We start from the raw sequence: 13,373 nt of genomic DNA on the forward strand, positions 1-13,373 counted from the left end.
CTCGCGATGGCGGCCTGCCAGCCGACCAGTTTCTAAATGAACGCACTCAATCCATTGTGGGAGCTGGCTTGCCAGCGATGGCGGCCTGACAGCCGACCAATCTCTTACTGATGCACCCGATCCAAATGTAGGAGCGAGCCTGCTCGCGAAACGGCCTCAAAAACAACATCAATACAACAGGGGAATCTCCAGTTTTCTCTGTCAGTAAACGCAATCCTGCAAGCACGTTTAAATCACACAACCCGTTACTCCATCGGGCCTACAACACCTTGCGCCGTTACCTACGCGTACGCCAGAATCCGCCGGCTTACGCGGCTATGCAGTGGGCTATATCGTTTTCCTGTCACTGAAAATCAGTGATCGGGTTTGGTAGCCCGTCTGTAATAGCTGTATGGCAACACCGTATGCAGTCCCTCTTCTTGGGGCTCGGTTTTATGGTGGTCATGCGTGGGGCTCACTCGTGAGCGCCGGGTTCCTATTGCAGCCGGTCTACCAACCCGCGTATGGCCACCACCCTCTCGTTTGGTAGCGAGAGTGATGGCTCCTTAACTGCGATAGGAGTTTCATCCATGTTCAAAATCACGCCAAACCCACCGCCCAAAGATCCAATCCCCCACGACCCAGCGCTCAGCCCGCAAAAGATCAAAGAAGCAACCGATCGCGCCCTCGACTACTACCTCAAACCCGAAGACCTCGCGGCTCCGCCAGCCTCGCCCAAATTTCGCCCCGTCTATCTCGTCGATCCAACGCTGGATGATGAAACCCTGCTGGTCGAGGCGAGCGAGTCGCTTTCATACGCCCACGCCATGGCCGGTAACATCGCCAACTCAATCGGCGGCCCGGAGCGCAAACCGCTGCTGGCGCTGCAACAGGTAATCATGCTGAACGAACTGTTGATTAATCGACTGCTGGATAAGCTGAAGTTGCCTCAGTAATTTCGCTGGCTGTTATGGCCTCTTCGCGAGCAGGGTCGCTCCCACAGTGAATTGTCGTCGGACATATTATCTGTGATCACAGCATATCCAATGTAGGAGCGAGCCTGCTCGCGATAGCAATATGGCTATGAGGTCAGTTATGTCGTTTGCCTGTTACTGAAAAAACCTGTTATGGCAAAGCGGCTCGAAGCCGTAGTTGGAAGAGGATCACAAATCATCTCTTAGCAAGTTGAAAGTTCCTTTAGGCTGTGTACGGTAACCATGGCTTTTAAACTTTGCTTCAAATGTACCTGTAGCAATTCCCGTGGTGGGATGGATGTCGATATTAAGTATGGCTTCATCAGCATCAACGTAGGCAACACCGTAAAATCCCTCAGGTGCAGGCGATGAGTGACCATGCTTGAAACTTAGCCCATCTTTTAACGTATAGGTTTTATTGAACGGAGCGTCATTGGTGTAGGGGATCGAGAAAAGGTAGGCAAAGAAGTTTTCGTCTTCCATAGTTCCTGTCGATCCAGAGATTGACCAGTTCTTTTCGTCTGTCGGAATAAAATGGTGTAGATCAAAAAAAGTTCTTATGGACTTCGTTTCGGGATTGGTGCCGAATTGCCAAGTGAGGACATTTCCCTGCTTTTGAGTAAAATCTGCTTTCGGTATGTAAATAAGTTGTGCGGTCATCTTTAGCTCCTTGGTCATGTCGTGGGAACAATTGCGAATGGACTGTTCGACGATTTATAGATAAACCCATGGAGGTTGGCCGTCTACTGTCAGACCTGACAGTAGACAGTTGCAATGTTTTGTGTGTTTTTGCCAAGATTTTGAATATTCAACACAAGATTTTTCAGAGAGGTGCACCTAGCGTATTAGATGCCTCGGGTTGGCGGTTGTGGCGGGATGGGTGAGTGAGCTCTTGATGCGCAGCCTCAACTCAAACCGAACCCCGAATTGGGTATTTTCAATGACACAAAAAAACCCGGAAGCTCGCGCCATCCGGGTTTTTTGTCTGCAACACATCAATCAGCGGTTAAACCGCTCCACCAACGAGTACTGTGTATTCGCCGTCTTCGTCAGCTCTTCACTCAGCAACGCCGAGTTTTGCGCCTGTTCCGAGGTCTGGTCCGCCAGTTCCGAAATATTGCTGATGTTGCGGCTGATCTCCTCAGCCACCGCACTTTGCTCTTCGGTCGCCGCAGCGATCTGGGTGGTCATGTCGGTGATATTAGCCACCGCTTCACTGATCCCGACCAGTGCCTGATCCGCTTCCAGCACCCGCGCCACACCTTCTTCGGCCTGACGATGGCCAGCTTCCATGGTCTGCACAGCGCTGGACGCAGTTTGCTGCAACTTGGCGATCAAAGCATGAATCTGCCCGGTCGATTCGCTGGTGCGTTGCGCCAGTTGACGCACTTCGTCAGCCACCACAGCAAAACCACGACCCATTTCACCGGCACGTGCTGCCTCAATCGCAGCGTTCAGCGCCAGCAGGTTGGTCTGGTCGGCGATGCCTTTGATCACATCAACTACGCCGCCGATTTCGTCGCTGTCCTTGGCCAGTTGAGTGACGGTCAGACCGGTTTCACCCACGACCACGGACAAACGCTGAATGGCTTCGCGGGTTTCCCCGGCGATGTCACGACCACGACCGGTCAGGCGATTGGCTTCCTGAGTCGCGTCAGCGGTGCGCTGTACGTGGCTGGCCACTTCCTGAGTCGTTGCGGCCATCTGGTTGACAGCGGTGGCGACCTGTTCGGTTTCCACGCGTTGACGTTCCAGGCCGGTCGAGCTGCTGTGTGCCAAGGCGTCGGACTGCTTGGCCTGATCGGTCAGGTGTTCGGCGGTGTCCTGCAGACGGGTCAGGCAGGTTTTCAGGCGCGCTTCCTGGCTGAGGATCGACATTTCCAGACGCGCTTGGGCGCCACGGCTGTCGGTGTACATCTGCGCAATCAACGGGTCGGAAGTGGTCTGCTCGGCCAGGCGCAGCAGGCGTTTGAGCCCACGTTGCTGCCATTGCAGGCCCATCAGGCCCAACGGCACCGACAGACCCGCCGCCAGAGCAAAGCCCCAGTGCGAGTTCAGCGTCGCGCCGATCACGAAGCTCAGTTGGCTGACCAGAATGAACGGCAGCCAGTCTTGCAGCACCGGTAGCCATTTATCGCTGGAAGGGATTGCCGACTTGCCTTGGTTGATGCGTTGGTAGAGCGCTTCGGCGCGGCGGATCTGTTCGGCGGTGGGTTTGATCCGCACCGACTCGTAACCGACCACCTGATTGCCGTCGAACACTGGCGTTACATAGGCGTTAACCCAGTAATGATCACCGGTCTTGCAGCGATTCTTGACAATGCCCATCCATGGCAAGCCTTGTTTCAGTGTGCCCCACATGTGCGAAAACACCGCAGCCGGGACGTCAGGGTGACGCACCAGGTTGTGCGGCGCACGGATCAGCTCCTCACGCGAAAACCCGCTGATCTCGACGAAGGCGTCGTTGCAGTAGGTGATCACGCCCTTGGCGTCGGTTGTGGAAATCAACCGCTGCTGAGCCGGGAAAGTCCGTTCGCGTTGTGTAATGGGCTGGTTGTTACGCATGGTTTTTCAATCCGCAAGGCTTTGAAAGGTTGTCGGCGGTGGCAGGAAATTGTTGAATTTTTCTTTCAGTAATCAGTACGGCGTCGCAAAACGGGCCTTGCTTCAACCCGCCAGCATCGGATAGGTGAACAGTGCGAAATGCAGCAGGTTCAGCCCGAAGTGCGTGGCGATTGCTGCGCCGAGTCCGCCAAAACGGTAGGCCAGACCATAGCCGACACCTGCCAGACCCGCCAGCAACACCCACGTCCAGCCCGCACCGATGTGCGCCAGCCCGAACAGCGATGAGGCCAGCAGCAGGGCAAGATTTTCGCCATAGGGCAGGTGTTTGAAACGCCGGCTCAGGCCGCCCTGTATATAGCCGCGAAACAACGCTTCCTCGACCAGGGTCACCAGCAGCAGATTGTTCAGCACCCACAGCCACGCCTGATCCGGCCACTTCGGTGCCCAGGCGATCACGCCCAGCAACAACGCGCCGCCGAGGGCGAGGATCACACTCAAGGTCAGGGCGAGGGCGGTGGCGTAGACCGTCAGGCGCAGCGAGCGCCGGGCGACAATCCATGGGCAGACCAGCAACAGCCAGAAACCAATCAGCGGTTTGTCTTGATTGAGGTACATCGAGAACGGCACGGCGTTGTCAGTGAAACGTTGCGGATCAATGGCGCGACCGTTGTAGAACCCTGGCAGCCAGTGCAGGGCCAGCGCCAAAGCCAGCACGATGAACAGGCCGTGGCCGAGATAACGCGCAAACGGCACGTGTTGCTGGCGTACGGCGAAACCGGCCATCAAAAGCAGCCCGATAGAGATCAGTGCGAGCCAGCCGAGTTGACCGTAGCTCAGCGCCAAACCGTAGCCGAGGCCGAGAAGTGCCAGATAGAGCCATGGCAGAGACTTCATGGAGGGTCCTTGTGCAGATTTTGTGGAAGGGCTTTCTACACGGACGAGCGGCGGGGGACAAGTCAAGGTGCGGCGAGAAACGGGGACAGTCCACAACCTCTGGCCGACCCGATACCTGTGGGAGCTGGCTTGCCAGCGATGACGATTGCACAGCCGACATCGTCATCGGCTGATTCACCGCTATCGCTGGCAAGCCAGCTCCCACAAGGTTTTGTTTTTGGCTGAGGGATCAGCGCAGGTTGAGTTTTGCCGCCGCGCGCTCAGTGATTTCCGTGCGCAGCTTCAGCGATGGCGCGGCACGCAGGCGGGCTTCATCGACAATCGCGTTCGGTGCCGTTTCCGGGCTGCCTGAATGGAACGGCGGCGCCGGCGCATATTCCAGCTGCAACTGCACCAGTTGCGCCGTGTCGGCATCGAACAGTTCAGCCGCCAACACCAGCGCAAAATCGATTCCCGCGGTAATCCCGCCACCGGTAAACAGATTGCCGTCACGCACCACCCGATCCTTCACCGCAATCGCGCCCAGTGTCGGCAGCAGATCGTGATATGCCCAATGCGTAGTCGCCCGTTTGCCTTGCAGCAGACCCGCCGCGCCGAGCACCAGCGACCCGGTGCACACCGACGTCACGTAACGCGCTTGCGCAGCCTGACGTTTGATGAAATCCAGCGTCTGAGCATCCTCCATCAAAGGACCGACGCCGCCACCGCCGGGCACACAGATCACATCCAGATCCGGGCAATCCTCGAACGTTGTGGTCGGTTTCAGCAGCAGCCCGGTGCTGGCCGTGACCGGCATCAGGTCCTTCCAGATCAGATGCACCTGCACGCCCGGCAGCGAGGCGAGCACGTCGTACGGCCCGGTCAGGTCAAGTTGCTGAACCTGTGGAAACAACAGAAAACCGATCTGCAGCGTCATCGTTCTTGCTCCATGAAAAGAGGTGGACGGCTTCACTGTAGGCGCGTAGGTTCTGGCGCATACGCCAATAACCCCACGAATTACGCCAAATGCCCAAAGCCATCCACGTACTCGCGTTCGCCAATATGCAGATCCTCGACGTCACCGGGCCGTTGCAGGTATTCGCCTCGGCCAATGACCTCGCCCGTCAGCGCGGATTGCCCATTCCGTATGCGCCGAGCGTGATTGCCAGCGGCGGCGGGGCGGTGATGTCCTCGGCCGGTCTGGCGGTGTTGGCCGAGCCGTTGCCCGAAGCGCCCAGCGACACGTTGATCATCGCCGGTGGCTGGGGGATTTATCCGGCGGCGGAAGATGTGCCGCTGGTGGATTGGGTGCGCGAGCATGCCGCGAAATGCCGTCGCGTGGCCTCGGTTTGTACGGGAGCGTTTCTGCTGGCGGCCAGCGGCTGGCTCGACGGTCGCCGCGTGGTCACCCACTGGACCCGTTGCGAACAGCTGGCGCAGCAGCACCCGAAACTGCAAGTCGAGGCCAATCCGATCTTCATCAATGACGGCCCGGTGTGGACGTCTGCGGGGGTCACCGCCGGCATCGATCTGGCGCTGGCGATGGTTGAGGAAGATCTCGGTCGCGACATCGCGCTGGACGTCGCCCGCCATCTGGTGGTGTTCCTCAAACGCCCGGGCGGGCAGTCGCAATTCAGCGTGACGCTATCGCTGCAAAATCAGGGCAATCGTTTCGACGACCTGCACGCGTGGATCGCCGAAAACCTGACCTGTGACCTCGGCATCCCGACCCTCGCCGAGCAGGCCGGGATGAGCGAACGCAGTTTCGTCCGCCACTACCGCGCCGACACCGGCCAGACCCCGGCGCGGGCCATCGAACTGATCCGTGTCGAAACGGCACGGCGCTTACTCAGTGACACGGGGTTGCCGGTCAAACGGGTCGCGGCCAATTGTGGATTTGGCAGCGAAGAGACGCTGCGCCGTAGTTTCCTGCGGGCGATTGGCGTGACGCCGCAGGCTTATCGCGAGCGCTTTTCGGTCAGTGCTGCAACAGATTGACGGGACAACGCTGAACCTGTGGCGAGGGAGCTTGCTCCCGCTGGACTGCGCAGCAGGCCCATGCTTTTGAGCCCAGTCAGGGGCGCTGCGCAACCCAGCGGGAGCAAGCTCCCTCGCCACAAAAGCGTTATTCCTCAGATGTATCAGACCTCGGCTTCCGCCACCTGATTGAAATACTTGCTCCGATCCGGCGTAAACGTCACCCGCATCTTCGTCCGCGAGCACGTCAGCGAGCGTTCTTCGCTCAAATCGATATCCAGATCTTCCCCACGCAACCCTTGCCACTGGGCGAGGTATTTCAGCGATCCGTATTTTTCGTTTTTCTTCAGGCTACGACTGACCCCGCCCTTCCAGCCGAGCACCGGTAATTCTCCAGCGAGGCATTTCAAGGCGAGGTCGGGGAAGCGTGCGGCGCGCTGGCGGCCGATTTCCCAGCATTTGATCAGGCCTTTGTCGGCGGCTTCCCAGAGTTGGGTGCGGGTCAGGCCGCTGCGAAGGGGTGTGTCGATACTGCGCTGGACGTGCTGGGACATTCTGGTTCCTTGAATTCGGGTTTTATTGGACAGCTCCGCTGTGCCCGTTGCGGTGGATGGTAGGGGGGGATGTAACAGCTGGCAACAAGGTATTTCGGGGTGTAAGTGCAAGTTGCGGGGGAGGGATTGGGGGGGTGTTTAGAAGATGTAGGGGCTGAGCTGCGCAATTGTGGTGAGGGGATTTAGCGAAACGTCGCACCGCCCCGACCGGTTGCGCAGCAGTCGCAAAGTCAGTGAATGCGGTATTTCTGGAGGAGTGGGGACGCAGGGTTGGGGGCTGCTTCGCAGCCCATCGGGGATAAATCCCCTCACCACAGGGGTGCCACCCTGCTGATTGCTGCGTAGGGAATAGCCCGCTAAAGCACAGTTTTGTGGAATATCTCCTACAGAAAGTGGCGAGCTTTACGGCTGCCACTCACTCTTTTCTCCACTCAACCGTCGATCCAGAAAACTCGCCGCACTGATCAACGCCAGATGCGTCAGCGCTTGCGGGGTATTGCCCAGATGCCGGCCATGGCTGTCGAATTCTTCGGCGTACAGCCCCAGCGGATTGGCGTAGCGCAGCAACTGTTCAAACTCCAGATGGGCCTTTTCCACCTGACCGGCGCGGGCCAGGCATTCGACGTACCAGAACGAACACGCGGCAAACGCGCCTTCGGTGCCGGTCAAGCCGTCGATGTTGGCGTCGTCATTGCGATAGCGGTAAACCATGCCGTCGCGTACCAGATGCTTTTCAATGGCTTCGAGGGTCGAGAGCCAGCGCGGATCCTTGGCGCTGACGAAACGCACCAGCGGCATCAGCAGCATCGAGCCGTCGAGGGAGCTGCCGCCCTTGTACTGGACAAAATGCCCGCGCTCTTCGTCCCAGAAGTTGTCCCAGATGTCGGCGTAGATCGCCTGGCGGGTTTGATCCCACTGGGCGAACGGTGCAGGCAACGAGCGTTTTGAAGCCAAACGAATCGCCCGATCCAGTGCCACCCAGCACATCAGCCGTGAGTGCAGAAAGTGATGCTGCTCACCGCGCATTTCCCAAATGCCTACATCCGTGGTCTGCCACGTCTCACAGACTTGATCGACCACTTCGCGCACGTGTTTCCAGCCTTCGTGGGAAATCGCGTCACCGTACTTGTTGACCAGATACACCGCGTCCATCAGCTCGCCGAAGATATCCAGCTGAATCTGGTCATACGCGCCATTGCCGATGCGCACCGGTCGGGCGCCGCCATGCCCGGACAGGTTGTCCAGTTCGGTTTCCGGTAATTCCTGTCGGCCGTCGATGGCGTACAAGATGTTGAGTTTCATCGGCTGACCATGGCAATCGCTGACCCGATGGCGCAGCCAGCGCATGTAGTCGTTGGCTTCGCCGACAAAGCCCAGACGCATGAACGCGTAAACCGTGAACGACGCATCGCGGATCCAGGTGTAGCGATAATCCCAGTTGCGTTCGCCGCCGGGCGTTTCCGGCAGGCCGAAGGTCGCGGCGGCGAGGATCGCGCCGTGTTTGCGCGAGGTCAGCAGCTTGAGCGCGAGGGCAGAGCGGTTGACCATTTCCCGCCAGCGTCCGCGGTAAATCGACTGGCCGATCCAGTCGCGCCAGAACTTCAGCGTGCGCTCCATACAGAAGTCGCCGGCGCCTTCGGCGAAGCGCGGATCGTCGCTGGCGCCGAGCATGAAGGCCGCCGTCTGATCCTGCTTGAGGGTGAAGCGGGCAATCGCCGCTGCGGCGTCCACCTGCAAGGGCTGATCAGAAGCCAGGCGCAGCGTCGGTTGCCCGCTGGCGCTGAACACCACGTCGTTGTTATCCAGCGCCGCGCGAGTGTCGGCACGGGCATAGTCGTGGCGTACCGCGCAGCGCATGTGGAAAGTCGCCTCGCCGCTGACCACCCGCACACGGCGCATCAGCAGTGGCAAGTCATCTTCGCTGTCACCCACCGGCAGCATGTCGGTGATTTCCACCACGGCATCGTCACTGAGCCAGCGGGTTTGCAGGACGTTGGTGTCCGGCAGGTAAATTTGCTCGCGCCGGGCATCGGGCAAGGCTGGCGCCAACTGGAAAATACCCGCGTCGGGGGTATCCAGCAACGAACAGAAAATCGACGGACTGTCGAACTCCGGCCAGCAGAAAAAATCCACGCTGCCCTTGTCGTTGACCAGTGCCGCACTGCGCATGTCGCCGATGATGCCGTGGGCGTCGATCGGGCTTTGTCGTTCTGGATGATGCTCAGCCATTGCCGCGAAACTCCGGATAGAGGCTCATGCCGCCGTCGATAAACAGGGTGGTGCCGATGATGTAGTCAGAAGCATCGGAGGCGAGGAAAACCACCGCGTTGGCGACGTCTTCAACATCGCCGATGCGCCCGTAGGGAATCAGGTCGAGCAGCTCTTCCCCGGCAGCGCCTTCGGTGGCTTCTTTATTGATCGCCGTGCGAATCGCCCCCGGTGCAATGCCGTTGATGCGAATGCGCTGATGGCTGACTTCCTGGGCAAGCGTCTGCATCAACTGATCGACACCGCCCTTGGACGCCGCGTAATTGACGTGCCCGGCCCACGGAATGCGCTGGTGCACCGAGCTCATGTGGATGATTTTGCCGGCGGCGCGGGATACGCCTTCGCGAACGCCTTGGCGATTGAAGATGCGCAACGCGGCACGGGCGCAGAGGAACTGGCCGGTGAGGTTGACGCCGATCACCGCGTTCCAGTCATCCAGCGACATATCCACAGCCGCCGCATCTTTTTGCAGGCCGGAATTGGCGATCAGAATGTCCAGTGAGCCGAAAGCGTCGAGGGTTTCAGCGAACAGCCGTTCGACCTCGTCTTCCTTGGAGACATCGGCACCGATGGCCAGGGCCTGACCGCCATCGGCGATGATTTGTCGGGCGAGTGCTTCGGCGGGTTCGGCCTGGCGGTTGTAGTTGATGACCACGGCGGCACCGGCAGCGGCCAGGACTTTGGCGCAAGCGTGGCCAATGCCGGAACTGGCGCCGGTGACGAGAGCTACCTGACCGGCGAGAGAAATGTGCATAGAGGAGGCGCCTGGGTTGAGGGCTTAATCAGCTGACCGATTGCCTGGCGTGAGAGTTCATTTCTGTGGGTTGTGGTGAAAGTATGGACCTCATCGCTGGCAAGCCAGGCTCCCACAGGGAACATAGATGAACATGAATTTATGTACGACCAGTACCTCTGTGGGAGCTGGCTTGCCCGCGATGGGGCCTTCACATTCCACCAACAATTCCCCGCTTCCTCTCTCATCAGCCTCTATGGCAACTTGGCCGCCCCTGACGAGGCTGTGACCTGATGGCAAACCCATACCGCGAATTGTTCAACGCCCCCGGCGCCCGAAATTTTGTGCTGGCCGGGATGATCGCGCGCATGCCGATTTCAATGACCGGCATCGGCGTGATCACCATGCTTTCGCAGCTGTATGGTGGGTACGCACTGGCCGGTGCGGTGGCGGCGACATTTGCCTTGGCCACGGCGTTTTGTGCACCGCAGGTTTCGCGACTGGTGGACCGCTTCGGTCAGGGCAAAGTGCTGCCCATTTCGGCATTGATCGGTGGTGGCGCGCTGTTGATGTTGCTGCTGTGTACACGGTTGCAGGCGCCGAACTGGACGCTGTTTGTGTTCGCCGCGCTCGCTGGGTGCATGCCGAGTATGTCGGCGATGGTGCGGGCGCGCTGGACCGAAATCTATCGCGGCCAGCCGCAATTGCAGACCGCGTATGCGCTGGAGTCGGTGCTTGATGAAGTTTGTTTCATCGTCGGCCCACCGCTGTCGGTGGGGCTGTGCGTGGCGGTGTTTCCCGAAGCCGGGCCACTGGCGGCGTTGCTCGCGCTGGCGATCGGCGTAACGGCGTTTGTCGCCCAGCGCAGCACCGAGCCGCCGGTGCATCCGCACGCGTCTGAACATCACGGTTCGATCATCGGCTCGACAGATATTCAGCTGTTGTTGGCCTTGATGATCGCCATGGGCGTGATCGTCGGTGTGGTCGATGTTGTCAGCGTCGCGTTTGCCCAACAACAGGGGCAACCGGCAGCGGCGAGCATTGTGCTGTCGGTGTATGCCATCGGTTCGTGTCTGGCCGGGATCGCGTTTGGGGCGATGCGTTCGAAACTGCCGCTGCCGCGACTGTTTCTGTATGGCGGAGTGGCAACGGCAGTGACGACGTTGCCGCTATTGCTGGCGAGCAACATTCTCGGCCTGGCGCTGGCGGTTTTCATTGCCGGGCTGTTCTTTGCGCCGACCCTGATTGTCGCGATGGCACTGGTCGAACGCATCGTACCGCCGGCCAAACTCACCGAAGGCCTGACCTGGCTGGTGACCGGTCTGAGCATCGGCGTTGCCATCGGCGCCGCCGGTTCCGGTGCGCTGGTCGATGCCTTTGGCGCGCGCAGTGGCTTCTGGCTGGCGATTGCCGCCGGGGCGGTGGTCCTCGCGTCGGCGGTGCAGAGTTTCCGTCATCTGAAGTGATCAACCAACCGACTAATTCCCGCGTCGCCTCATCCGTTCTCTTTTACAGATAACCCTATTGAGGTAAACGCGGTGACAAAGCTGACACTGCTGTGCCTGCCCTATTCGGGCGCCAGCGCCATGGTCTACAGCCGCTGGCGGCGCCAACTGCCGTCGTGGCTGCACCTGCAACCGGTGGAATTGCCCGGGCGCGGTGCCCGTTTCGACGAACCCTTGCAGATCGACATGCGTGCGCTGGCCGGCCAATTGGCCCGTGAGCACAAGCCCGGCTTGCAGACGCCTTATGCCCTGTTCGGGCATAGCCTGGGTGCGCTGCTGGCGTGCGAAATGGCGCATGCTTTTCGCGAACTCGGTGCGCCGGAGCCGGTGGCGTTGTTCGCTTCCGGCACGGCCGCCCCGACCATGCGCAGTGACTACGATCGCGGCTTTGCCGAGGCGCGCAGCGATGACGAGTTGATCGAGCAGTTGCGCACCTTTCAAGGCACCAGTGAGGAAGTGCTGGCCAACCAGGAACTGATGAGCCTGACGCTGCCGGTGCTGCGTGCCGACTTCATGATGTGCGGACGTTTCACGCCGGCGCAGCGGCCCTTGCTCAATTGCCCGGTGCACGTGCTGGGCGGCAAGGAAGACCGCGCGACCACCGAACAACTGATCGGCTGGAGCAAAGAAACCCTGGGCAGTTTTTCCGTCGACATGATGACCGGCGGGCATTTCTTCATCCATGAACACGAAGCCCGGGTCATCCGCACGATCAAGACCCATCTGGAAGTCCACCACCGCCGCCATGCGCAGGCAGCGGCACCGGCGTTTTAGTGCGCGGTTCACCTATCGAGTGATTACAGGAGGCCAGTCATGGCTGTTGCTGTGGGATTTTCCGTTCGGCCGCTGCTGCCGCAACGGGGGCGCTTGCCGTTGTTGGTGGAAGCGACCGATGCGGATACCGACCTTTTGGCGGTGTTCGATGAATTGAAAGAGTTGGTGGACGAACACCTGCTGCGCGATGGCGGGGTGCTGTTCCGTGGATTCCGTCTGAACGGTGCTGAACAGTTCCGTCAGTTCGCGGCCAGTTTCGGCCACCCGCTGTTGAACTATGAATTCGGCTCGACGCCGCGTACCAACGTGACGCAAGGCGTGTACACGTCCACCGAATACCCGGCGCACCAAAGCATTCCGCTGCACAACGAGCAGGCCTATTCCCGCGACTGGCCGATGAAGATCTGGTTCTACAGCATGATCGCGGCCAAGTCCGGTGGCGAAACGCCGATTGCCGACAGCCGTGAAGTCTATCGGCGTATTCCGGTGGCGATTCGCGAGCGCTTCGTCAGCAAAGGCCTGATGTATGTGCGCAACTTCGGCAATGGTCTGGATGTGGCCTGGGAAGATGTGTTCAACACCGAGGATCGCGAGGTCGTCGAGGCCTACTGCAAGGCCCACGGCATTGTTTGCGAATGGAAGGACGACGGTGAGCTGCGCACCCGTCAGACCTGTCAGGCGGTGGCGGTGCATCCGGTGACCGGCGACAACGTCTGGTTCAACCAGGCGCACTTGTTCCACATTTCCAACCTGCAAGCGGAAGTGCGCGAAAGCCTGCTGGACATCGTCGACGAAGAGGACTTGCCGCGTAATGTTTACTACGGCGACGGCTCGGCCATTGAAGATGAGGTGCTGGTGCAGATTCGCGCAGTGCTCGACGACTGTGCGATCAGCTTCCCCTGGCAGGAAGGCGATGTGCTGATGCTCGACAACATGCTGTCGGCCCACGCGCGATCGCCGTTTGAGGGCCCGCGCAAAGTGATTGTCGCCATGGCCGAGGGGCATTCTCTGGACGCTCGCTGAGCGATCCCGGCGTTTGTCTGAACGCTTGCCGAAGCCGCTCTTGCCGCGGCTTCGGCATTTCTGCATCTGGCGGGAGTGCCGCCCGGCCGGTATTGCGCCGGCGCGCTAAATCATTGCGTTTGTCATTCGTTCTTGTTGATACGACCGG

At 59.7% G+C, this 13,373-nt stretch carries 12 protein-coding genes; 5 read left to right on the forward strand and 7 right to left on the reverse strand.

What is annotated here, in order from left to right; all coding sequences use genetic code 11:
- Nucleotides 1–569: 569 nt before the first annotated feature.
- Nucleotides 570–935, forward strand: a complete 366-nt coding sequence (locus KI231_RS09740; protein ID WP_213028094.1) for a DUF6124 family protein — start codon at nt 570–572, stop codon at nt 933–935.
- A 207-nt stretch (nt 936–1,142) separates the two neighbouring features.
- Here KI231_RS09740 and KI231_RS09745 read toward each other — a convergent pair whose 3' ends face one another.
- The 4 genes from KI231_RS09745 to inhA form a co-directional block, all read right to left on the reverse strand.
- Entirely contained in the window at nt 1,143–1,613 is a 471-nt protein-coding gene (locus KI231_RS09745; RefSeq protein ID WP_213028095.1) for a hypothetical protein, read from the reverse strand.
- Between the two features lie 339 nt (nt 1,614–1,952).
- Nucleotides 1,953–3,518 (reverse strand): methyl-accepting chemotaxis protein, encoded by a 1,566-nt coding sequence (locus KI231_RS09750; protein WP_103303923.1) that lies wholly within the window; start codon nt 3,516–3,518, stop codon nt 1,953–1,955.
- A gap of 102 nt (nt 3,519–3,620) precedes the next feature.
- On the reverse strand, nt 3,621–4,412 hold the full coding sequence (locus KI231_RS09755) for a CPBP family intramembrane glutamic endopeptidase (protein ID WP_213028096.1): 792 nt from the start codon (nt 4,410–4,412) through the stop codon (nt 3,621–3,623).
- Nucleotides 4,413–4,641: 229 nt separating this feature from the next.
- The gene (gene inhA / locus KI231_RS09760; protein ID WP_213028097.1) at nt 4,642–5,328 is read right to left on the reverse strand and encodes an isonitrile hydratase; all 687 of its coding nucleotides are present in this window, start codon (nt 5,326–5,328) and stop codon (nt 4,642–4,644) included.
- Between the two features lie 89 nt (nt 5,329–5,417).
- On the opposite strand from inhA, the gene KI231_RS09765 reads away from it, so the two are divergent.
- Nucleotides 5,418–6,389: a GlxA family transcriptional regulator gene (locus KI231_RS09765; RefSeq protein ID WP_213028098.1), complete on the forward strand. Its 972-nt coding sequence runs from the start codon at nt 5,418–5,420 to the stop codon at nt 6,387–6,389.
- A gap of 143 nt (nt 6,390–6,532) precedes the next feature.
- On the opposite strand, the gene KI231_RS09770 is transcribed toward KI231_RS09765, so the two are convergent.
- The 3 genes from KI231_RS09770 to KI231_RS09780 form a co-directional block, all read right to left on the reverse strand.
- The gene (locus KI231_RS09770) at nt 6,533–6,922 is read right to left on the reverse strand and encodes a hypothetical protein (RefSeq protein ID WP_103303927.1); all 390 of its coding nucleotides are present in this window, start codon (nt 6,920–6,922) and stop codon (nt 6,533–6,535) included.
- A gap of 402 nt (nt 6,923–7,324) precedes the next feature.
- Nucleotides 7,325–9,151 carry a glycoside hydrolase family 15 protein gene (locus tag KI231_RS09775; RefSeq protein ID WP_213028099.1) on the reverse strand — a complete coding sequence of 609 codons (1,827 nt, stop codon included), beginning with the start codon at nt 9,149–9,151 and terminating at the stop codon, nt 7,325–7,327.
- On the reverse strand, nt 9,144–9,944 hold the full coding sequence (locus tag KI231_RS09780) for a glucose 1-dehydrogenase (protein ID WP_213028100.1): 801 nt from the start codon (nt 9,942–9,944) through the stop codon (nt 9,144–9,146). Before KI231_RS09780 ends, KI231_RS09775 begins: the two co-directional genes overlap by 8 nt.
- Before the next feature lie 272 nt (nt 9,945–10,216).
- On the opposite strand from KI231_RS09780, the gene KI231_RS09785 reads away from it, so the two are divergent.
- The 3 genes from KI231_RS09785 (at nt 10,217) to KI231_RS09795 (ending at nt 13,225) form a co-directional block, all read left to right on the forward strand.
- Nucleotides 10,217–11,389: an MFS transporter gene (locus KI231_RS09785; RefSeq protein ID WP_213028101.1), complete on the forward strand. Its 1,173-nt coding sequence runs from the start codon at nt 10,217–10,219 to the stop codon at nt 11,387–11,389.
- A gap of 72 nt (nt 11,390–11,461) precedes the next feature.
- Nucleotides 11,462–12,202 carry a thioesterase II family protein gene (locus KI231_RS09790; protein WP_103306717.1) on the forward strand — a complete coding sequence of 247 codons (741 nt, stop codon included), beginning with the start codon at nt 11,462–11,464 and terminating at the stop codon, nt 12,200–12,202.
- 39 nt (nt 12,203–12,241) lie between these two features.
- On the forward strand, nt 12,242–13,225 hold the full coding sequence (locus KI231_RS09795) for a TauD/TfdA family dioxygenase (RefSeq protein WP_213028102.1): 984 nt from the start codon (nt 12,242–12,244) through the stop codon (nt 13,223–13,225).
- Nucleotides 13,226–13,373 lie beyond the last annotated feature (148 nt).

It is taken from the genome of Pseudomonas sp. Seg1 (assembly GCF_018326005.1).
Classification (GTDB): Bacteria; Pseudomonadota; Gammaproteobacteria; order Pseudomonadales; family Pseudomonadaceae; genus Aquipseudomonas.